The following is a 20950-nucleotide window of genomic DNA, read 5'->3' as shown; positions in this document are numbered from 1 at the left end:
GTTTAAGTACTATTTTTAACGTTGAAGTACTTTCTTTATTGACGAACCACTCTTTTAGCGGTGAATGACCCAGCCAACATTGCCACTATAAAGAGCAGAACTTGTGTGTTGCCAGTGAAAAGGCTGGCAACCGCAGGACCAGGACACACACCCAGTAACCCCCAACCAATACCAAACAGTACAGCACCACCGACTAACTTTTTGTCTATCGCTTTAGAAGTCGGACAGACAATCTCATCACCAAACACAGATTCGCTTCTTGGCTTTATTAATAAAAGATAAGCTGGAACGAACACCGCAAGTGCTCCGCCCATTACAAAGGCTAAGCTTGGATCCCATGCTCCAGTAATATCGAGAAAGCCAATCACTTTTGCCGGTTCAGCCATACCAGAGACCACCATACCAATACCAAAGAGCACACCAGAAAATGCAACAACGGACATTTGCTTAATACTTTTCATTACATGAGTTTTCATAACGGCACTATTCCTCACGATACTAGCAAGACGGTTAACATGGCTGTGGCCATAAAAGTACACGTCGCGACCACAGAACGGATTGAGAAACGCCCTATCCCACAAATGCCATGACCACTAGTACAACCATTGCCGATACGCGTACCGACACCGACTAACAAGCCAGCAACGATAACTAAAACAACAGAACCGCTGTACTGTTCTGGTACATGCCCGCCAAGAACATAAATAGCAAACACGCCACCTAATACCATCGCAATTAAAAAAACAATGCGCCAAACGCGATCTGCGTTCTCAACGGCACCGTTTAAGATCCCACTGATCCCAGCAGTCTTGCCAGTAAATAGCACCAGTGTTATCGCTGATACGCCAACTATTATGCCGCCCAACAGCGACATCCAAGGAACTTCAAACATAGCAACCGCCAAACTAATTACTTACAGAAAACTTGCTTAAAGGCCTCAACCAGCGGACCAACTCTTTCATCAGAAATTGAATAAAATACCTGCTGAGAAACTTTTCTAGCTTTAATAATGTCGTGCTTTCTCAATACGGTGAGATGTTGTGAAAAAGCAGATTGGCTTAATGATGAACCTTCAAACAGTTCACCGACCCCTTTCTCGCCTTCAATCAGCTTACACATCACGATTAGGCGCTCTGGATGAGCCATAATTTTAAGCAGCTCACTCGCTTCGGTCGCACTTTGTAGCATACTGTCGCCCATTCTTATGCCTCTTCATTACTACATTACATTTTATTAGATATTACTAATTAATATTATTAAGTCAATGCTAATGTAGATTAAATAACATTAGACTTGGCTAATTTATTTAAGTAAGGTGTAGGCGTTTTCGATCATTCAGCAGGAGAAATCCATGAGCAAAATCGTGATTATTGGTGGCGTTGCTGGCGGTGCATCTGCAGCAGCTCGCGCTCGTCGTCTTAGTGAAGACGCAGAAATCATTATGTTTGAACGCGGTCCATTTGTGTCATTAGTCAACTACATGATTAGCGACATTAAAAATAATTTAGCACTGCTCCTAATATAACCTTAAAAACAAACAAAAATTCACTTGTTTTCGAGTGTATTATTGTTTGTTTTTTACTCGCTAAGTTGGAGTGTCTATATGACCAAAATTCTCATTGTCGGTGGTGTAGCTGGCGGTGCATCAGCAGCAGCTCGCGCTCGTCGTTTAAGTGAAGATGCAGAAATTATTATGTTCGAACGAGGTAATTTCGTGTCTTTTGCTAACTGTGGCCTTCCCTATCACATCGGCGGCGACATCAAAGATCGCAGTAAATTATTGCTACAAACACCAGAAAGCTTTTTAGCGCGTTTCAACGTTGATGTTCGTGTAATGAATGAAGTGGTATCGATAAACCGTCAAGACAAAACAGTGACAGTAAAAAATCTTCTTGATGGCTCAGAATACGAAGAAACATACGACTTCCTATTACTTAGCCCAGGTGCAGGCCCTATCGTTCCACCAATCCCTGGTCTGGACAATCCGTTGACTCATTCACTACGTAATATCCCTGACATGGATCGCATCATTAAAACGATCCAGATGAACAAGCCAGAGCACGCCACGGTTGTAGGCGGCGGTTTCATTGGTTTAGAAGTAATGGAAGCCTTCCACCAACTGGGTATCAAAACCACTTTGCTTGAAATGGCAGAGCAAGTCATGACACCTATTGACCGTGAAATGGCAGGTTTTGCTCACGCAGAAATCCGTGAAAAAGGGATCGACCTTAAATTGGGCGTTGCTCTTGAGTCTGTACAATTTATTCCAAATGAACATGTGGCTAGCGTGGATGCTGGTGAGAGTGAGAAACATCAACACTTAGAAGGTGAATTGGTTCTTACGCTTAATAACGGTGAAAAACTAACCACCGACATCCTGGTTATGGCTATTGGTGTTCGTCCAGAAACTAAATTAGCAAAAGAAGCGGGATTAGAAATTGGGACGCTTGGTGGTATCTACACTAATGAATACATGCAAACCAGCGATCCTTCAATTTACGCTGTTGGTGATGCAGTTGAAGAAAAAGATTTTGTCACTGGCGAGCAGACACTTGTTCCTTTAGCGGGTCCAGCCAACCGTCAAGGTCGTATGGCAGCCGACAACATGCTAGGTCGTAACGAGACTTATCAAGGTACACAAGGTACGGCAATTTGTAAGATCTTTGACCTTGCTGTGGCTTCAACGGGTAAAAATGAAAAACAGCTAAAACGAGCAGGTATGGAATACGAAAAAGTCTATGTCCACACCGCAAGCCATGCAAGCTACTATCCTGGCGCTGAAGTCGTTTCATTCAAGATGTTGTTCGAACCAAAGACTGGTAAGATCTTAGGCGCACAAGCGGTTGGTAAAGATGGCATTGATAAGCGAATTGACGTAATGGCTGTTGCACAACGAGCTGGCATGACGGTCGAACAACTGCAACATCTGGAGTTGACTTACGCGCCTCCTTACGGAAGTGCAAAAGATGTCATAAACCAAGCGGCATTTGTCGCCAACAACATCATTAAAGGTGATGCTACAGCAATTCACTATGATGAAATGGATTCCTTAACCGAAAATCAAGTGCTACTCGATGTACGTAACCCAGGTGAGCTTGAAAGTGTTGGCTTTATAAAGGATGCGATCAACATCCCTGTTGATCAATTACGTCACCGAATGGACGAGTTACCAAAAGACAAAGAGATTGTGATTTACTGTCAAGTTGGGTTACGTGGTAACGTTGCTTATCGTCAGTTAGTTAACAATGGTTACAAAGCCCGTAATCTTATAGGCGGTTATCGAACCTATCTTCATTCAAAAATGTAATTACAATTAACAAAATTGACAGCCAGAAATTTGATTGCTGGCTGTTGTATAACCTACCGTATCCCTTAATAGTCAGTCCGCTGTGCTGTAAAAATCAGCACTAGCTATTTTGTTAACTAATTATATGATTTAGGTACACCTCTCCGCCTTCAATTTTGTTCAGAAGAAACAGATGACCACGTTACTAATACACATCAACAGCACCAAAGTTGCCCATTTGATCAAGCTTACTAATGGCAAACTGCAATTTTGCTATGACGATAATTGGTTAGATAAACCGAATGCCTACCCGATTTCGCTATCTCTTCCACTTCAAAGCCAGCCACACAAAGGTGACCCTGTAGCAAACTATTTTGATAATCTGTTACCTGACCTAACTTCAACACGTAAGAACATACAGCGTCGCCATAGCACCGCCTCAACAAATACCTTCGATTTATTGCATGCAATCGGTCGAGACTGTGTAGGCTCATTATCATTAGTACCTGAAGAAGAAGTTGAGGATAGATTAGATCTAGCCAAGTTGGAGACACTTTCAGTTGATGATTTGCGCAGTATCATAACTGCTCATAAGCAGCAGAACCCACTTGGCATAATCGACAAGCATGACTTTCGCATCACAATATCAGGGGCACAAGAGAAAACCGCGCTACTTAAGATTAAAAATGATTGGTTTTTACCCAATTTGGATTATCCAAGTACTCATATTCTCAAATTTCCGATTGGAGTTATTCAGCAACCATTCGCTACACTAGACATGACTGAGAGCGTTGAAAATGAGTATCTCTGTATCAAACTAGCAGAAGCAATGGGATTCAAAGTACCTAGCGTAGAGATATTAGACTTTGATAATGTGAAATCTTTAGTTGTTGAACGGTTTGGTCGTGCATGGTCTACAAGTACAGGTTCGCTTATAAGATTAGCTCAAGAAGATATGTGCCAAGCATTGTCTTTACCCACCAGCATGAAATATCAAGCTGACGGAGGAATTGGTATTGTAGAAATAATGCAGCTATTGAACAGCTCCACTAACGCAGAGAAAGACCGTGATAACTTCATGCGCTTCCAAGTTTTTCAATGGTTGATAGGCGCAACCGACGGTCATTCAAAAAACTTTTCAATTTTTATTGAGACCAACGGTGCTTATAGACTAACACCTTTCTACGACATCATGTCAGCCTATCCCGCATCAAATGGCAAAGGTATAAACACGCGTAAACTAAAGTTAGCTATGTCTCTCAAATCCACTTCAAGCGGCAATAAGTGGCATCTTGAAAAGGTATATCCCCGTCACTTTATTGCAACAGCAGAAACCGTTGGTTTCTGCACAATTCGAATGCAAGAGATACTTGACGAGTTTGTTGACTCCTTTCCGAATGCTATTGAACAAGTAGTTAACCACCTACCCTACTGATCTGCACCAGCAAGACTGGACACCTTGCTAAGCGACATATTGCTGTTCAAAGTTGACTGGGCTTAAATACCCAAGAGCACTGTGCCTTCTTGTCCGATTATAATCAACCTCTATGTACTCAAAGATCGTTTGACGCATCTCGCTTCTTGTCATGATTGGCTCATATTGAATGGCTTCAACTTTCATTGAATGGAAGAAGCTCTCGACACAAGCATTGTCCCAACAATTTCCTTTCCTACTCATACTTTGCTTTAGATTATAAGCGGCTATCTGATCTCTATAATCTTTAGAGCAGTACTGGCTACCACGGTCACTATGGATGATAACTTGTTCTGGGAAGCCCCGTCGGAACAACGCCATTGATAGAGCATCACTGACTAGTTTTGCAGTCATGCGAGTATCCATAGACCAGCCAATCACTTGTCTTGAGTAAAGGTCGATAATTACCGCCAAACACAGCCAGCCTTCACTCGTCGCTAGATAGGTGATATCACCAGCCCACTTCTGATTGGGGGCTGAAGCGTCAAAGTTCTGAGCAAGCAGGTTCGGGGCTAGAGGCATTTCATGCTTACTGTCTGTCGTGCATTTGAATTTTCGGGCAGCTTTCGGCGTTAAATTCTGCCGCTTCAAACTGGCTGCAATGGTTTTTACGTCGTGCTCATCACCGTTATCAGCCAGTTCCTTTTGAATTCGTCTGGAGCCGTCTCGTGCCTTGCTGCTATCAAAAGCTTTCTTGACCTTACAATCAAGCTGTTGACGAAATGTCTCACGATTCGTTGTCTTGTGGCGGTGCTTAATCCAGTAATAAAACCCACTTCGTGAAACATCGAACACTTTAACCATACTGGTTATACGGAAGTTTAATAAGTGTTCGAGCATAAATTCATAGCAATCTATTTTAGATGCTTCGCGAAATAGGTGGCGGCCTTTTTTACGATTTCTAGCTCCTCTGCTTGCTCAGCAAGTAACCTTTTGAGCTTAGCGTTTTCAGCAGCCAGTTCTTTTTCTCGATTACTGGTGTTGGTATCTTTCTTCGAAGCCTTTCGCCATGCATAGATTTGAGATTCATGCAGCGATAACTGTTTTGCAGTGGCAGCCACACCAATCTTTTCAGCTAATTTAAGGGTTTCAGCTTTAAATTCAGGAGTGTGTTTGATTCTTGTATTCTTGGTTGTCATTGTTCACCTCGTTAGTGATTGTACTCACTTAACTCGGTGTCCAAAACTGCTGGGGCGGATCAATATGGGATTTCACTTACTTTAGACATTTTACAAAGGTCAAACTCAAAAATTGAGCATATTTTACATTACCTATACTAATTTCAATATTGTTGGCCTGACTCATTTTGGGGCTAAGCCGAGTTTACCGAGAGCATAGATTTCTGTGATCATAGATTGCTATGAGCGGTTCTATCAAAGCTCAAACAAGGCCTAACCGCTTCTCAAAATTAGGGTTTTAGTCATGCTGATAAGCATGACAAATACAAAAGTAAAGCGACTAAATCAGTTTATAGTTAACAGCTTTATGAAAATGAGCAGTAACCTTCTGTGTAGTTTTTTCAAATTTCAAGCCGCAATACGGACAATGAATGATGTTAAAAGCAGTTTGCCACAGCAACTCTCCTACATCATTAAGTTCATGGCTTAATTCTAGATCCATTTCTGTTGCGGTTTCAGAGACAAACAAAAACCATTGTTCTTCAGTTGTGTAGTGATCTGTATAGTACACTTGAACTTCCTCAGGCATTTGTTCACATTGATGCTGCTTCGTCATAATATCTATCCCGATTCACATTAAAAGAAACAAAACATTTCGCTTTCTTTGACTTGCTCTTTTCGTTTTGATTTGTAACGATTGCAACCATAGAGTCCAGGGACACGAGATTCCTTCTGTGTTTGATTGCTTTGCGCTGATTGGAGTCTATCCGTTTTAATATGGTATTGACTCGACAACATACAGTTAGCCGATTTTTTATTGGAGAATGATGCGTTTGGTTTAATTCTATGCTGCTGTTCTTCAACAGTTAAACTGTTCGCTTTAAGTAATGCTTCGCAATCTGAGATCAAATAATCATCAAAAGGATTTAAATCAACATTGGGATTTAAACCATCATTTAAACGACTTTTAACAAGGTTTAGTTTTGGGTTTTTATATACATATTTACGACGATTCATTATGGTCACCTTTAAATCGAGAAGACGTTTAACACCCTTTTAATAAACCACATTTAAAAATCATTGTAAATATAAAAACAAAAATATAAATCAAACAAAAAATTTTTAATAATTAAAAACTTCCACACTTTTTAAGTTTGGTTTAAAATTGGAGTTTTGCAGTTGTACATCTAATAGGAATAAAACTAATGACATTGACTGAAAAACAAGAAGCAGCCATAGAAATATTTAATAGTCGCAATAATATCCGAGGCTTAGAACTATCTCTGGGTGAGTTAGAAGCAATCCGTGATAGAGTTAGCCACGTTATCGATGAGCTTAATACTGCGCAAGAAGTGAAGGCTGTTGAAGCAGCCATACACGCTTTACAAGTAATTGACTTTGAAATCCCTCACGAACTCGAAAAAAAGTATAAAACTTTAACAGGTTCAAAGTCTTCTACCGCAACGAAGCGAAAACCAGCACCACTTGTTAAATTTAAAGTAGGAGAAGATGTTTTTAAAGAAAGATCCCAAGGTAAAGCATCACGTGAACTGGCGGCAGCAATTGAAAGATACAATAGTGAAAATGGTACAAAACTGACTAAGAAAGACTTTAAAACCGATGAAATCGTTGAGGATGACAACCTTTAGTTTAAGTCTAAATATCATTAAGTATCACCATTCGTTTACTGGAGTTATGATCACGTACTCATCTATTGAAGCTCTCGCTCAAAGAGCGAGTCTACCTACTGATGAACTGATGCACTGATGCATAATACCTCGCAAGTGGCATATAGATTTAATGTTTAATTTTGAGTGTCCACTTCTCCATTTATTATTATATATACATTTGAGAAGTGGACACATAGGTTGATAGCCATTCAAAGGTTAACTTTTACTCAAATTGAACAACCAGCAAACTCAGCATGCTACCGCATGCATAGTTCAATAATTCAATGTCAATTAAGAGTTTATGTTTAGGAATACAGGCTCTCAGTGTCCACATCTACATTTCTGTATTATATATACAATACAGAAATGGACACATTGGTATACGATCATAAGTCAAAGCAAGTCATATTTCTAAACTTAAATACACTCAGTTACAACCTGAAAAGTTCGTTATACATGGGAGTAATATTATTTAAATAATATTATTAACAACGTAAGAACTCATTTAACCTTTCTATTTTAATTTTAATATCATCGATATATTAAAATTAAAATAGAAAAACCAATAACAATTAAATCATTGAAATACAAAGAATAAATAGACATTATAAAAAACAATAAAAAATAGATTGATTTTGTCGTTATTTATTAATTAGAATTTTCAAAAACTAATTAATCGAGATTAAATCATGGAATATTTTTATAAAAATATCAGCACAGCTACACCTTTAAAAAACAAAAATATTAGACTTCACATTACTAAGAATGAAACGGATGTTATAAAAGACACCGAAGCACGTGATGACTTAGCTATACGATCTCCGAGTGAAGTACTCATTAATAACCACGTCTACAACCGTTGTGTGAGTTCAATCTGTATTTACGCATCGACTGATTTACACGAAATTATCGATGCCATAGCCACAGCCATCCGATTTAAAAAGGAGTTGCTCATCTCAGGCCACCCGATAGATTTGATCGATATGCACCCTATATTTCAAGAAGTCTACTTAACGTCTCAGGCATGTAAGCTAGACATCAACAGTGATGAGTTAATAGAACATGCGTTCAAGCTGCTCAGAAAAGCTGTGCAAACGTCTTCTGCATCTATTGATTTTGTGAAGTCTTTTGCTTCAACATTCTTTGAAATCAGTGACGATGAGATCAATCAGCGTTTACGCTCCGTCAGGCTAAAGGAGAATGAAGCGATCACTCTGTCCCTGAACTTTTCAGAAGCAAAGACGGTTTCCTGTTTAAACAACATCGACTTATCGTTAAACCGAGTTAATGTTATCTCTGCTGAAACAGGGACTGGGAAAACAACGTATGTCATTGATAATTATCTTCGTGATCTTCTGAAAAAGGATTCGAACTTAAGAGTTGCCATCATTGCTCATAAAAACGAAATCAATACTAACATAAATTATAAGATCTCAACGCTGCTACCCAATGCGAAGGAAGCAAATCACAACACTAAGTCATTAAGAAAGCTTGAAGAGGCACAAATCATCGTTTCAACCACAAACTCACTGCCTAACATGCTGCAGTATGTACTCGGCTGCGATTTAGTTATCTTCGATGAGAGCGAAAAAGGCTTCTTATCACTCGACGGTAATCATTATAAAAATGAACGACTGAAAGCAAAATCATTTAACGCTTTAAAAACGGTCATCACCTACGCTAAGCAAGTTATCATGATGGATGCTGACAGCACTAACTGCATCACGGCTGAATTAGTTAAGTCTACAGGAATTCACGATTATCAGTTCTATAAAGTCGAGGGCGGAAAATATTCTGACATCAACATCAACCTCGTGAATAGAGATACCGTACTGAACGCAATCAGGAACGAAGATAACGCTTATCAGGTGATTGCTTTCGATAAGAAAGAAGCTTTGTACCAATATTTGTTTTCGATCGGCCTTAAATCTTCAGGTAAAGGCTGTGCTGAAAAAGCACTGGAAGCTGGGTATCTAGTGGTTACCCGTGATACTTGTAATACTGATGCTGTACGTAAATATCTAGCTACCCCAAACGTTTCATGTTTCTTGTACAAGCAAATCTTATACTCGCCCTACATCGATTCAGCAGTCAGTATCGAAACCAATTACACAGATAAGATTTTAGTTATATCACATAGCATACTCACACCTAAGGGACTCATTCAGATGGGGAGAAGGTTTCGCCAAGCAAAAGAAATTACTTACGGTATTCAAACCGACAACGTTATCCCCTATGAGTACAAAAACATAGATTCTTCTGGTAAACCAATCAATAGTTCGTTTACTTTCGAACACATGCAGCACGTTATCCATCATATCTCGACGCATACGCGCCATAATATGCCTGTATCTTTAAAGCGCACCGCGACAGCGTTAGGTTTTCGAGTTAACGCTGAAGAATACTACGCAAAACAAGATGCCAATGAATCTCTGCTGCAAAAGCAGCTTGAAGAAGTATACAGGGCCTCAGTTAACGAATCGATTTATAACGCGCCTGAACATATCACTGACCTAGATGAAGCTAATGAAGTCATTCAATCAGGCCAAGCAAACAACTTGCAACTGAGTGCTGCTGAAAAGAGAGTGATTTCAGAAAGGTTGCATATTCAAATTGATTATTTGACTGACGACGCAATCTCATTTTCTAGAAACAAAGCTTCGTTATTAGAACATTTGCAAGAATATACTGAGTGGCGCCAGACTAAAACATCAGACCAGCCCCTTTTTAATCTGATGAATGTTCTTTTTAAAACTTTAAACATATCTATTGAACGTATTGACCAGAAGCATTCTATCCCTAAATCCAGTTATTATGAAGCTTATGATATCATCAACCAGTTATTAAATGGTAATTCCGCACTCTGTAAAAAACTGAGTTCGATGAATACTATGTTGAAGCCCATCACTTCACAGTCACATTCTGAAGGCTATAAAACACGGGCAATAAATGATTTTCTTTCTAAACTCGGGTTTGACACTGAAGTTGATCATAAAACAAACGGAAATTATAGAAAGTATAACATCTGGTTAAATTCACACGCGTATCCATCGATACTCAATCAACATGATTATTATGAAACTTCACTTGATATAAAACAAGCTATTATGTAATCATTCTGTTCGGTTTTAAGCAATTCTACCTTTTAATCTATGAAAATGATTTTCGAAATGCAGTACCGCCGTACAGAAAAGTTCATTTATAAACGTGAAGAGATCTGCTCAATCTTTAGATGTGATGATATTGAGCAGATCATTGCAAAACACGACTATATCGTGAGTATTGATCTTGAGCGATTTGTTTACTTGCGTTCGACATTGCCGCCTGATTTCTTTGACAAACTAGCTTTGTCACTGCGAGAAGGCGAACTGTGTTATATCTCTTTCGAAGATGCCCTCTCAAGATGGAGTGTTATCTCTCAGATCCCGATGATTTTAATTCTGGGTACAACAGGGGAATCAGGTTTTTATAAGACTAGGTTTGGCAGCATTGAGTTTGTTCATGTACCTCATAGCTATGAAGTAATAATAGCTAACACAACTGAACCTTATGACACTATTCGCTTAGCTAAAAAATTTTTTGCTTTTGATGATTTAAAACGGATTGATAGGAACATGCATCTTATCGATTACGAAGAACTCTATAGCGAAGATTAAATTTCTAAAAATCAAATTTTATACATTTAAAAAACATTTGACAATCACCACTTAACATATTAGCTTTGTAACCGTGTAATTTAAACCCCAGTTTTACACATTTAAATTAATCTATAATAAACGAATCATTAAATCTTTTTTGGGGAGGTTTAGTTTATTATGGAGTAATTTATGAATTTTGCTATATCTAAGAATCAAAAAGCACTGTCATCACAGCCTACCTCGGCTGATACTAGCGCTCTTGTTAGCTTAAACTTCAGTGCATTAAAACATCATCCTCGAACAGTTCATTTTCAAGATCCCATTGATTTATTTGTTGTCTTCGCTCAAGCCCATAGGTTTGTATGTTTATCACATGAATACTCAGAAGATAGAAGTCTTTTATTCGGGCGTTTATCAAATCGCTTTCTTCATCAAGTTGAGAGTTTTGATGACATTCTAGAAGCCGTGTTTACGATGAACAAATCGAACCTCATTAAAACTCATTTCGAAGATAATCAGTTAAAGATTTATCTCAATGATGATTTATCTGACTCTGAAAGTATCATTTCTAATTGTTTTTCATTACAAGAGTGGCTTTACCGCTTAAACCAAAGTTCATCATTATAATAATGCACTTCCTCTACCCCATCGATTTTGCCAGTGCATCCGCACTGGCTTTTTTAATCACAAAACAAACTCCGTCATACAAGCATCTTTCATCTCTATGTTGACGATGAGTTCGATTCTGAAACCGATTTGCCTAACCCCTTCATCAATACATCAAACATCAACCCAGCAAAGCCTTTCGCTACCGCTTCGTTGGACAGTAGCTTCATCGCCATCTCGTTATGTACGTCCATACTCTCGATAATGGCATTGTTGATTGACTCTGGGAATTGGCCGAGCATAGCTTGCTCTTTAGTATTGCTGCGGAGTTGATCCATTACCACTTCATTTTCCGAGATCTTGCCTGCAATGGTATTGGCATAATTGAGCATATCATTTTCAGACAAACCATCCTCGATAAACAAATCGTTCATTCTCTGGATGATCTCGTTAAGTAGTTCAGTTTTTGGATCTTTCGGCACGGCACCAGTGCCTTCCTTTGCGGCTGGCAAGTAAGACTTTGGCTCTTCACCGATTTTCACGCCAAGCTGTAGATCGGCTTCACGCTGCTCGTGCAAGCGGTAGTGCGTCATTACCACATCGGATAAATCAATTTCATCCTCCACCACATCAAGGCGCAGCAATGGGTAAAGATGTTTGGCGAAGATACTCAGCTTTTCCAGATCATAATCATCAAAATTGACGATTTGAGAGGTAAACTCGTAGAAGCGATAGAAAGAGATTAAATCTTTCTTGAACACTTCCAGAATATCTCGTGCTTCCTTGGCGTGTTTGACGCTGTTTTCGGCAAACTTGATTTTCTTGTCGTTCTGCTCAATTTTCGCTTTTGACAGTTCCGCTTGTGCGGATTGAAGCACTTGTGTCGCTTCTTTATAACGAACAGAGAAACGATTAACAGCAGGTTTACACAAGTTGGCTAATTTAGCTTGGTTTGCTTGTTTGTTGTTATACGACTCAACAAACGCCTCAACCTCTCGCCATTGGTAAATGCCAACCTTATCCAACTTCTTCATCAGCTCATAAACGATGTTTGGATCGGATACACCAGCGAGTTCTGCGGTTTGGAAGTAAACCTTAAACTCTGCCAAGATCTCTTCTGGGTCGTTCACAAAATCGAGCACAAAGGTTTTGTCCTTGCCTTTGTAGGTACGGTTTAGCCTTGAAAGAGTCTGAATACACTCAACGCCTTTTAATGGTTTATCGACATACATGGCCACCAGCTTGGGTTGATCAAAGCCAGTCTGGAATTTATTCGCCACCAGCATCACCTGATAATCTGTGGTATCAAATGCTTTACGCATATCACGACCACGCAGATTCGGGTTCATATTGGTTTCCGTGAATGGCTGATCAGGTAAGTCAGGATCATTCACTTCGCCCGAAAAGGCCACCATTGCATTGACGTTGGTATAGCCTTTTTCCTGCACGTATTTTTCAAACGCCAGTTTGTAACGCACCGCTTCTAAACGGCTACTGGTGACAACCATCGCTTTTGCTTCACCGCCAAGCAGATGTTTCACTTTCTCGTTAAAGTGCTCAATGATGGTTTCTACTTTTTGAGCAATGTTATACGGGTGCAAGCGAACCCATTTCGCCATTTTCGAAGCGGCTTTTTTACTGTCCACCTCGTGATCCAAATCTGGGTTGTTGTGCGCTAACTGGTAAGCGACTCGGTAACTGGTGTAGTTTTGCAACACATCCAGAATAAACCCTTCTTCAATTGCTTGACGCATTGAATAAACGTGGAAAGGCTCAGGCTTGTTGGTATCGCTCGCTGGCTCATCAAAGTTTGGTCTGCGACCAAAAAGCTCTAGTGTTTTCGCCTTGGGCGTAGCGGTAAAAGCAAAGTAGCTGAGTTTGTTTGAACCTTTACGGGCTTCCAGTGATAAACGCAGCATATCTTCACTGTCTAACTCTTCATCACCGTCTAATTGCTCCGCCATGAGCACTTCGCGCAATTTGCGAGCGGTTGTCCCTGTTTGGCTAGAATGGGCTTCATCTGCTATCACGGCATAGCTTCGACCTGCAAGGGTTGAGTCTTTGCGGATCGCTTCCAAAACGTGAGGAAAGGTTTGAATGGTGACGATAATGATCGAGGTGCTTGCTTTTAGCTCTCCTGCCAGTTGGCTGGATTTGGAGCCTTGCGCCTCTTCTCGGTTAACACGCGCAATCATACCTTCGTTATGATCAAACTGATAAATCGTGTCCTGTAGCTGGCTATCAAGTACCGTTCGGTCAGTGATGACAATAACAGAATCAAAAACCTTATCCCCTGCCTTTTTATTAAGCTCTGGATGGTCGGTGTAGTAGTGTTTTGATGCGAGTTGATGAGACAGCCACGCAATCGAGTTTGATTTGCCTGAACCCGCACTATGCTGGATAAGGTATTTATGCCCTGTGCCTTCACTATCGACCGTTTTAAGCAGCTTAGAAACCACCGCCCACTGGTGATAACGAGGAAAAATCATCGTTTCTTTTTGAGTGATTGAACCGTCTAGGTTTTCAACGTCTTTCACTTCAAGGTGAATGTAGCGGCCAAGGATCAGTAACAGGTTATCTTTTTGGAAAATCTCGTTCCAAAGGTAAGAAGTAGCATAGCTACCATTTTCAGGAACATCATTCCCCTTACCACCTTCGCTTGTCCCTTGATCAAATGGTAGGAAAAAGGTTTTCTTGCCATCTAAGCGCGTGGTCATTGCGACATTGTATTGGCTCACGGCAAAGTGAACCAATGCACCACGCTTAAAGGTTAATAACGGCTCTGGTTTACGCGTTTTTGGGTCTTTTGGCTGCCTGTCCTTCATATATTGGACTTTGGCGTTATCAATCGACTGCTTAAACTCAGATTTAAGCTCGCAGGTAGCAACAGGGATACCATTGACGAACAGGGTTAAATCTAAACGTCCATCATAGCCATTGGGTGAGTAAACCAGCTCGGGCACGACTCGCAGAATATTTTGTTCATAACGGGCGGTTGCCGCTTCGTTTAAGTCGTGATCAGGCTTGAAACTGCAAAGGTCAAACTTGGCCCCACGATTACTGAGTTTGTTGCGCAGTACCCACAGCGTGCCTTCATTTTTTAGCTCTTGTTCTAATGATTTGAGCAGAGCGTCAGCCGTTGCATTGGGGTTACGCTCCGTCTCTGGGAAGTGCTGAGCTAACTTTTCCCACTGCTCAGGTTGTGTTGCTTTGACAAAGGCAATCACATCTTCAGGGTAAAGTGCCAACGCTTTGTTGTATTTGTTCGACTCGCCCAGTAACCAACCGTGAGACTGCATTTGCTCAAGGATGTCGTTTTGAAACTGAAACTCTTTTAATGCTTTTTCTTGGTTCATTTATCCGCCTTGATTGTTGAGTCGCTGCTTCGCGTTGGCAATCGAGTGTTGTAACTTTTGCTCTAGTAATTCAACGTCTATCAGGCGGGTCAAATATTCAGCCACGTGAATATCGCTGCCTTCCATCTCGAGTAACTCAATTTGTTCTTGTTTTTTACTGGAGCATAATATTATGCCTAGTGGCGGGTTCTCACCTTCTTCGGTTTCGTATTTTTTCAACCAGCTAAGGTAAAGTTCCATCTGGCTTTTGTGACTGTGTTTGAATTTTTCTAGCTTTAAATCTATCGCCACCAGTCGCTTTAATTTGCGGTTGTAAAACAGTAGGTCGATGTAAAAATCATCGTTATCAATTTGAATGCGCTTTTGTCTGGCAACAAATGTAAAGCCCGCACCTAATTCTAATAAAAACTGCTCAATGTCTCTTAGAATGGCGTCTTCTAAGTCCTTTTCGAGATAGCGATCATTCAGTTCTAGAAAATCCAATATATAGGGATCTTTTAACAGCAAGTTTTTATTGTATTGACCAGAGACTCTCAGCTCAGTTAGCTCGGCGACGATGGTTTCGTCGGGCTTTTTAGAAATGGCGGTGCGCTCAAAAAGCAATGCGCCAATGCGCTCATCAAGGGTACGGGTTGACCAACGCTCTTGCATGGCCATGCTGGTGTAAAAATCCCGCTTGAGCGGGTCGTCAATGGCACAAAGGATAACAAAATGGCTCCAGCTCAATTGTGCAGACAGCGTCTGCACAATGTGAGCATCAGTAAACACCTCTGCAAACTTAACCATTTGGGCAAGATTGCGTTTACTCCACCCTTTACCATATTGTGCCGTGAGTTCGGTGGCTAGGGTGGCGATCACTTGTTTGCCATAATCAGCCCGTTCACCGCCTAACACCTCTTGACGAACTCGGTTGCCGACCTGCCAATAGAGCAAGGTGATTTCATTATTAATGGCGGCGGCGGCACGCTGCTTAGCCGATGCCACCAGTAGTGATATATCCTCAACTAAAAGGGTATGGCTTGTTGGCAAATTCTGTGTCATCTAACGAATCCTCCTTGACGAACTATTCGGGAACTCCTAGTGGTTGAGTTTTGTTCAACTTGCAAGTCTGCCACAACAGCAATCACATCTTCAGGGTAAAGGGCCAGTTCTTTGTTGTACTTGTTTGACTCGCCCAGCAACCAACCTTTAGACTGCATTTGGTCAAGAATGTCGTTTTGGAATATTTTTTCTTGTGCTGCGTCTGACATTGTTTAGTCCTTTTATACCATAGCTACAGTTCTTTGCTTTAACTGATTGAAAACGTTACTTGAAAACTGCTTGGCAACATCTCCTTTAGCAAGTAATTTCATAGCAATTTCGTTATGAGTATCCAGACTTTCGATAATCGCTTTTTCCAGTAGGTCGGGGTAGAGTCCTTGTTTCGCTCGATCTTCAGGGTTGTTTTTTATTTGCTCTATAAGGTCTTCATTTGCCATCAAGCGATCGGCAATAAGGGTGTGGTAAATTGGTGAAATTATCTCGTCAAAACTGATTGAATCATCATCCTGTGGTTGAATTTTTATCTTAATATTCTTCTTTAAGAAACTAGCAACATTGTCAATTTCAGGAAACAGACTTGCTTCCGAAATAGACAGTGTTGCAAGTTCTTTTAACAGATTCTCTTTAGACCCTTTAGGGATCGCTATATGCTTAACATCAGGACGGAAATGCTCTGGTATGCGAATGGCATCTGTTTTCCTATTACCCATACCAAACAGAAAGAAAGCACCGCTCTGCTTGACTATTCTTCGGTTATCGAGCTTTGGCTTTACACAAATCACAGAGTGAAGATGTTCTTCTTTAATGTAAGGTTTGAAGTAAGGCTTTTCCGCTTGAATTGAGTGAAGAAAGCGCTCTTGATCTTCAGGCTTTGAAAAGTCAAAGTTTGCTTCTGCTCTAGCTAAGTTACTAACAACTGACACAGTATCACTATTGAAATACTTAATTTCATCATTGGGCACTTGATAGATTAGTACCTGTCCATTTTTGGCATTTGTGTCCCGAGATGTCTCAGGTATCAGTGTGCAACATGCAAAGTAGAGTGCAACCAGCGGGTTACTTGTAATATCAAGTAATCGAGTGGGCAGACCGTAGTGCTGCATTTTCACTAAGAAATCGAATGTTGAAACACAATCCTTAAACTCTTCAGGGCACTGAGTCACTAAGTTGTGAAATAACTCACCCTCGTTTTCAACATAACGGCTTTTCTTGGGGTCGTCGTTTTGGTTTCTAAAAATAGTCGGCAGCGGAGTATACGCATCCGAAGCGTGACCACGATAGAAAAGAGTGTGGTCATCTTTTACCTTTATTTCTGAGCACGCTGCTATAAAGTGCGCCAACGACTTGATGTTTTTTACTGCCACTACTTAGGCTCCCAATCACGCACGTCAATCTTGCCTGTTACTGCTGCTGAAATCAGGGCTGTTTTGCGTTCTTTCATAAGTTCAATAGCGGAGTTTGCTTTTATAATTAGCGCATCAAATTGTTCTACCTTTTTATCAATTTCGTTTAGTAAGGGGGCTATTTCGACTTCATCAGGTAACACAATTGGTAAATTACCTAGATTTTCCATTGATAAATTTGGTTGAGCAGCTTGAACCGCTCCCATCCAAATTATGCGTTGAGCAAATTCAGTTGAAAACCAAAGAGTAATTAACTTTGAATATATTGCTTTTTTAGGACGAATGAAGCTTACCGCTTGATTTGTATTTGCAGGTAATAGCTCTTTGGTCAAAATTGATGCTTTACCAGTTGTTGCTCCTGCAATAATAACTAAAACATCATTTTCTTGTAATCTACTTCTTGATAGTTGAGCATCTACCTCTTCAGATATATAGAAGGTCGGAGATGGATTAACAAACAGCGATTTACCAATGTTCTCTCCTTTCAAAAAACGAATTCCCTCATCAATAAAATCTCCTCCAATTGTGCTCGGAGTTGTGCCTTTTGATATTAATTTAGCTAAGTTTTTTACTCGACCTACTGTCCAGTGCTCAGGCACTTCACCCAACCACTCCACACCAGAATCTTTCATAGGTGCTTGCGGATTAAGCCCTTTGGTCACAGCGTGAGAAATCACCGCTTGGCGTTTTTCTTTTAACAGCTCAATCAGCTTTTCTTGCTTGGCGATTAAGGTGTCGATCTTGGCGGTTTCGTGATCGAGGAAGTTGGCGATTTTTTGTTGTTCTTGTTTTTCAGGGAAACAAAAAACCAAATCATCAATCTTGCTTATTGTCATTCTACGCAGTGCTGAACCATGAATAAGGCTATTCATCTGATCGATATTGATACCTGAGACAAGGTAGTAATACAGGTATGTTTCCGAGACTAACTTTGATGGTGTTAGTAGCCCTAAAGATGAAAGAATAACGAAGTCGGGCATATCTTTTTTTACAATACAAGCGCGCCCAATAGTTCCATCTTTGGTTAAAAGAACATCTCCAATCTTAGGCTTACACCCCTCTCTAACTAGCCTCACATAGTTATCGACAGATATTTTTTTTGAACTTTCAAAGTTTATCGAGTTTTCTCCAACGTCAGTCACAGATACAAATGGTTTTCCATCAACTTCAATCTTAGGTGAGTGATGACTTCCGTCCGTAACCTGACAATATCGCTTTAGTTTTGAGACATTCCAATGGGTTGGTATATTTCCTAACCATTTTACTCCAGAGTTTTTATACTCGGCATATGCTTTATAGCGACCAGCCATTATGAATGCACCTCTTGCAGCAACTGCATAATCTCAGCCGATACCGCATCCAAATCCGCATCAATTGCTTCTAATGCTCTTGGTGGTTGATACACATAAAAATGGCGGTTGAATGGGATCTCATAACCGACAATTCCCACTTCGCCATCTTTAGGGTCGGTTTTACTTTCATCAATCCACGCATCAGGAACGTGAGGCAGAACTTCACGAGCAAAGTAATCGGCAACCGTTTCAGTTAGTGGTACGTTCTCGTTATCACGTAAGTCTGGGTTGGCTTCAATCTGGCCTTTTGATTTGCATACTTCTGCTTCGTCATCGTGCTCGCCTAGGTGTTTGACGATCAGTTTTAGTTGAACTGCGCTGAGTTTAACGGCTGCTAGTCTAGCTTTGAGTTGCTTGAGGAACTTGTCACGCGATAAATATTTCTCTTGTTCAAAAGAAGCGAGCGCATCCAGAATGGCTTGTTGAGTCGTTTCATCCATTTTCGCCCATGCGCTGTCGGCTTGAAGCGCTTCAAGGCGCAGTTCGTCTTTCGGGTAAATGGCCAGTTGCCGCGGGCGCTCAACCGTAATGCGGCGATAGCCAAATTCTTTGTAGTCAAAAATCTTGCTAAAGTCGTTTTCGGCAAACTGACCATAGGTTTGTACTATTTCTTTGATGCCGCCTTCTGTCAGTTCTTTGCGTTTACTACCCAGTGATTTACGCATTGCTGCATAGAATACATTTTCATCATCACCTTCTACTTCACCACCACCACTGCGACCACGACCGCCAGTTTTGGCACGCTCTTTTGATGCATTGATAAGTTGAACCTTGCCTTTGCGATGAGCAGGTTTATGGCTAGATAGCACCCAAATATAAGTGGCAATGCCTGTGTTGTAGAACATATCGGTTGGCAGCGCCACAATGGCTTCTAGCAGGTCATTTTCCAGAATGTAGCGTCTAATTTCGCTTTCACCACTCCCCGCACCACCCGTAAAGAGTGGCGAGCCATTCAAGATAATACCGATACGTGAGCCGCCTTCACTGACAGGGCGCATTTTGCTAATTAGGTGCAGCAAAAAGAGTAATGAACCGTCAGACACGCGTGGCAAGCCTGCGCCAAATCGACCTTCAAAGCCTTTTTGCGTGTGCTCATCATTGATTTGTTTTTGGATCTTCTTCCAATCAACCCCAAACGGAGGGTTTGACAGCATATAGTCAAACTTGTCGTTGCGCAGTTGGTCGTTCGATAAGGTATTGCCTAGCTTAATGTTATCGACCTTTTGCCCCTTGATCAGCATATCCGCTTTACAGATAGCGTAGGACTCAGGGTTTAGCTCTTGACCAAATGCAGATAAAGAGGCTTTTTCATTCAGCTTATGAACATACTCCATACCAGACGATAAAAATCCACCTGTCCCAGCGGTAGGGTCATAAATTGAACGCACTAAGCCAGAACTGGTTAGTTCTTCTTCATTGGTGAAGAGTAATGAGGTGGTCAGCTCAACAATGTCTCTTGGGGTAAAATGTTCCCCTGCGGTTTCATTGCTGCTCTCCGCGAAGCGTCTGATCAACTCTTCAAACACTAAACCCATACCATAGTTGCTGATGGTATTCGGGTGAAGGTCGGTGGCCGCAAAGCGTTTTGCTACCTTGTAAAGCAGATCGGCCTCTTCCAGTTTGTCGATGGTATTGAAAAAATCGAAATGCTCAAAAATCTCACGCGCATTAGGGCTGAACGACTGAATGTAGCTCTCTAGATTGCTCGCCACACCTGTTTCACCAAGGCGGTTTAAATCCATTTTTGAAGTGTTGTAAAAGCTTAATTTAGCTGCGTGGGTGAGCAGTTTATCTTGCGCCTCAATCGGCATGGCTTTGACTGTTTCGTATTTTGCCAGTACCTCTGGCTTGGTGGCTTCTAGCACACACTCTAAGCGTCTTAACAGTGTGAATGGAAGGATAATGCGTCCGTATTGAGATTGCTTGAAATCACCACGTAGAAGGTCAGCTACCGACCATAAAAACGCTGCTGTTGAAGAGAAATTGTTGTTAGTCATTATAATCAG

18 protein-coding genes and 1 pseudogene are annotated in these 20950 nt (G+C 40.9%); 7 read left to right on the top strand and 12 right to left on the bottom strand.

What is annotated here, in order from left to right; translation table 11 throughout:
• Positions 1 to 35 precede the first annotated feature (35 nt).
• Genes R7Q47_RS05630 through R7Q47_RS05620 form a run of 3 tightly spaced genes read right to left on the bottom strand, consistent with a single transcriptional unit; the run spans position 36 to position 1200 of the window.
• Positions 36 to 476 (bottom strand): YeeE/YedE family protein, encoded by a 441-nt coding sequence (locus R7Q47_RS05630; protein ID WP_031781165.1) that lies wholly within the window; start codon positions 474 to 476, stop codon positions 36 to 38.
• Positions 477 to 490: 14 nt separating this feature from the next.
• The gene (locus R7Q47_RS05625; protein ID WP_411912868.1) at positions 491 to 904 is read right to left on the bottom strand and encodes a YeeE/YedE family protein; all 414 of its coding nucleotides are present in this window, start codon (positions 902 to 904) and stop codon (positions 491 to 493) included.
• 5 nt (positions 905 to 909) lie between these two features.
• Entirely contained in the window at positions 910 to 1200 is a 291-nt protein-coding gene (locus R7Q47_RS05620; RefSeq protein WP_005376206.1) for an ArsR/SmtB family transcription factor, read from the bottom strand.
• Positions 1201 to 1351: 151 nt separating this feature from the next.
• Here R7Q47_RS05620 and R7Q47_RS05615 point away from each other — a divergent pair.
• The 3 genes and pseudogenes from R7Q47_RS05615 to R7Q47_RS05605 all read left to right on the top strand — a co-directional run.
• Positions 1352 to 1519: pseudogene (locus R7Q47_RS05615) on the top strand (pyridine nucleotide-disulfide oxidoreductase); the annotation flags it as partial.
• Positions 1520 to 1603: 84 nt separating this feature from the next.
• Entirely contained in the window at positions 1604 to 3307 is a 1704-nt protein-coding gene (locus R7Q47_RS05610; RefSeq protein ID WP_065779124.1) for an FAD-dependent oxidoreductase, read from the top strand.
• Between the two features lie 172 nt (positions 3308 to 3479).
• The gene (locus R7Q47_RS05605) at positions 3480 to 4721 is read left to right on the top strand and encodes a type II toxin-antitoxin system HipA family toxin (protein WP_065779125.1); all 1242 of its coding nucleotides are present in this window, start codon (positions 3480 to 3482) and stop codon (positions 4719 to 4721) included.
• Positions 4722 to 4748: 27 nt separating this feature from the next.
• Here R7Q47_RS05605 and R7Q47_RS05600 read toward each other — a convergent pair.
• The 3 genes from R7Q47_RS05600 to R7Q47_RS05590 all read right to left on the bottom strand — a co-directional run bounded on the left by R7Q47_RS05600 (position 4749) and on the right by R7Q47_RS05590 (position 6895).
• A protein-coding gene (locus tag R7Q47_RS05600; RefSeq protein WP_139103814.1) for an IS3 family transposase occupies positions 4749 to 5899 on the bottom strand; the annotation gives its coding sequence in 2 pieces (ribosomal slippage) (positions 4749 to 5656 and positions 5656 to 5899; 1152 coding nt in all).
• 319 nt (positions 5900 to 6218) lie between these two features.
• Positions 6219 to 6494: a hypothetical protein gene (locus R7Q47_RS05595; protein ID WP_054868370.1), complete on the bottom strand. Its 276-nt coding sequence runs from the start codon at positions 6492 to 6494 to the stop codon at positions 6219 to 6221.
• Positions 6495 to 6514: 20 nt separating this feature from the next.
• Positions 6515 to 6895: a hypothetical protein gene (locus R7Q47_RS05590; protein ID WP_006071684.1), complete on the bottom strand. Its 381-nt coding sequence runs from the start codon at positions 6893 to 6895 to the stop codon at positions 6515 to 6517.
• 188 nt (positions 6896 to 7083) lie between these two features.
• Here R7Q47_RS05590 and R7Q47_RS05585 point away from each other — a divergent pair, with 188 nt between their 5' ends.
• The 4 genes from R7Q47_RS05585 (at position 7084) to R7Q47_RS05570 (ending at position 11813) form a co-directional block, all read left to right on the top strand.
• Positions 7084 to 7527: a hypothetical protein gene (locus R7Q47_RS05585; RefSeq protein ID WP_006071682.1), complete on the top strand. Its 444-nt coding sequence runs from the start codon at positions 7084 to 7086 to the stop codon at positions 7525 to 7527.
• Positions 7528 to 8237: 710 nt separating this feature from the next.
• Positions 8238 to 10661: a DEAD/DEAH box helicase family protein gene (locus R7Q47_RS05580; RefSeq protein WP_065779128.1), complete on the top strand. Its 2424-nt coding sequence runs from the start codon at positions 8238 to 8240 to the stop codon at positions 10659 to 10661.
• 57 nt (positions 10662 to 10718) lie between these two features.
• Positions 10719 to 11204 (top strand): hypothetical protein, encoded by a 486-nt coding sequence (locus tag R7Q47_RS05575; protein WP_237769429.1) that lies wholly within the window; start codon positions 10719 to 10721, stop codon positions 11202 to 11204.
• A gap of 171 nt (positions 11205 to 11375) precedes the next feature.
• Entirely contained in the window at positions 11376 to 11813 is a 438-nt protein-coding gene (locus tag R7Q47_RS05570; protein ID WP_065779130.1) for a hypothetical protein, read from the top strand.
• Between the two features lie 95 nt (positions 11814 to 11908).
• Here R7Q47_RS05570 and R7Q47_RS05565 read toward each other — a convergent pair whose 3' ends face one another.
• The 6 genes from R7Q47_RS05565 to R7Q47_RS05540 are packed head-to-tail and all read right to left on the bottom strand — an operon-like array spanning position 11909 to position 20941.
• Complete coding sequence (locus tag R7Q47_RS05565; protein ID WP_065779131.1) at positions 11909 to 15148, bottom strand: type I restriction endonuclease subunit R; 3240 nt, start codon at positions 15146 to 15148, stop codon at positions 11909 to 11911.
• Positions 15149 to 16189: a YhcG family protein gene (locus R7Q47_RS05560; RefSeq protein WP_065779132.1), complete on the bottom strand. Its 1041-nt coding sequence runs from the start codon at positions 16187 to 16189 to the stop codon at positions 15149 to 15151. It lies immediately after the preceding gene.
• Positions 16186 to 16398, bottom strand: a complete 213-nt coding sequence (locus R7Q47_RS05555; protein WP_031847882.1) for a hypothetical protein — start codon at positions 16396 to 16398, stop codon at positions 16186 to 16188. The genes R7Q47_RS05560 and R7Q47_RS05555 overlap by 4 nt, the downstream gene beginning before the upstream one ends.
• A gap of 12 nt (positions 16399 to 16410) precedes the next feature.
• The gene (locus R7Q47_RS05550; RefSeq protein ID WP_065779133.1) at positions 16411 to 17553 is read right to left on the bottom strand and encodes an FRG domain-containing protein; all 1143 of its coding nucleotides are present in this window, start codon (positions 17551 to 17553) and stop codon (positions 16411 to 16413) included.
• A complete protein-coding gene (locus R7Q47_RS05545) occupies positions 17553 to 18902 on the bottom strand; it encodes a restriction endonuclease subunit S (protein WP_065779134.1) in 1350 nt (449 codons plus the stop codon). The genes R7Q47_RS05550 and R7Q47_RS05545 overlap by 1 nt, the downstream gene beginning before the upstream one ends.
• Positions 18902 to 20941 (bottom strand): class I SAM-dependent DNA methyltransferase, encoded by a 2040-nt coding sequence (locus R7Q47_RS05540; protein WP_065779135.1) that lies wholly within the window; start codon positions 20939 to 20941, stop codon positions 18902 to 18904. Before R7Q47_RS05540 ends, R7Q47_RS05545 begins: the two co-directional genes overlap by 1 nt.
• Between the last annotated feature and the right edge of the window lie 9 nt (positions 20942 to 20950).

The organism is Vibrio sp. Vb0349 (genome assembly GCF_033338975.1).
Note: the sequence above shows the minus strand (reverse complement) of the source record. Positions and strands in the feature narration are given on the sequence as shown.

Excerpts from the sequence above, each read along its gene's own strand:
- R7Q47_RS05545 (WP_065779134.1), bottom strand. The coding sequence starts at position 18,902 with ATGGCTGGTCGCTATAAAGCATATGCCGAGTATAAAAACTCTGGAGTA.
- R7Q47_RS05575 (WP_237769429.1), top strand. The coding sequence starts at position 10,719 with ATGCAGTACCGCCGTACAGAAAAGTTCATTTATAAACGTGAAGAGATC.
- R7Q47_RS05540 (WP_065779135.1), bottom strand. The coding sequence starts at position 20,941 with ATGACTAACAACAATTTCTCTTCAACAGCAGCGTTTTTATGGTCGGTA.
- R7Q47_RS05595 (WP_054868370.1), bottom strand. The coding sequence starts at position 6,494 with ATGACGAAGCAGCATCAATGTGAACAAATGCCTGAGGAAGTTCAAGTG.
- R7Q47_RS05560 (WP_065779132.1), bottom strand. The coding sequence starts at position 16,189 with ATGACACAGAATTTGCCAACAAGCCATACCCTTTTAGTTGAGGATATA.
- R7Q47_RS05565 (WP_065779131.1), bottom strand. The coding sequence starts at position 15,148 with ATGAACCAAGAAAAAGCATTAAAAGAGTTTCAGTTTCAAAACGACATC.
- R7Q47_RS05580 (WP_065779128.1), top strand. The coding sequence starts at position 8,238 with ATGGAATATTTTTATAAAAATATCAGCACAGCTACACCTTTAAAAAAC.
- R7Q47_RS05620 (WP_005376206.1), bottom strand. The coding sequence starts at position 1,200 with ATGGGCGACAGTATGCTACAAAGTGCGACCGAAGCGAGTGAGCTGCTT.
- R7Q47_RS05570 (WP_065779130.1), top strand. The coding sequence starts at position 11,376 with ATGAATTTTGCTATATCTAAGAATCAAAAAGCACTGTCATCACAGCCT.
- R7Q47_RS05630 (WP_031781165.1), bottom strand. The coding sequence starts at position 476 with ATGAAAACTCATGTAATGAAAAGTATTAAGCAAATGTCCGTTGTTGCA.
- R7Q47_RS05555 (WP_031847882.1), bottom strand. The coding sequence starts at position 16,398 with ATGTCAGACGCAGCACAAGAAAAAATATTCCAAAACGACATTCTTGAC.
- R7Q47_RS05585 (WP_006071682.1), top strand. The coding sequence starts at position 7,084 with ATGACATTGACTGAAAAACAAGAAGCAGCCATAGAAATATTTAATAGT.
- R7Q47_RS05610 (WP_065779124.1), top strand. The coding sequence starts at position 1,604 with ATGACCAAAATTCTCATTGTCGGTGGTGTAGCTGGCGGTGCATCAGCA.
- R7Q47_RS05605 (WP_065779125.1), top strand. The coding sequence starts at position 3,480 with ATGACCACGTTACTAATACACATCAACAGCACCAAAGTTGCCCATTTG.
- R7Q47_RS05590 (WP_006071684.1), bottom strand. The coding sequence starts at position 6,895 with ATGAATCGTCGTAAATATGTATATAAAAACCCAAAACTAAACCTTGTT.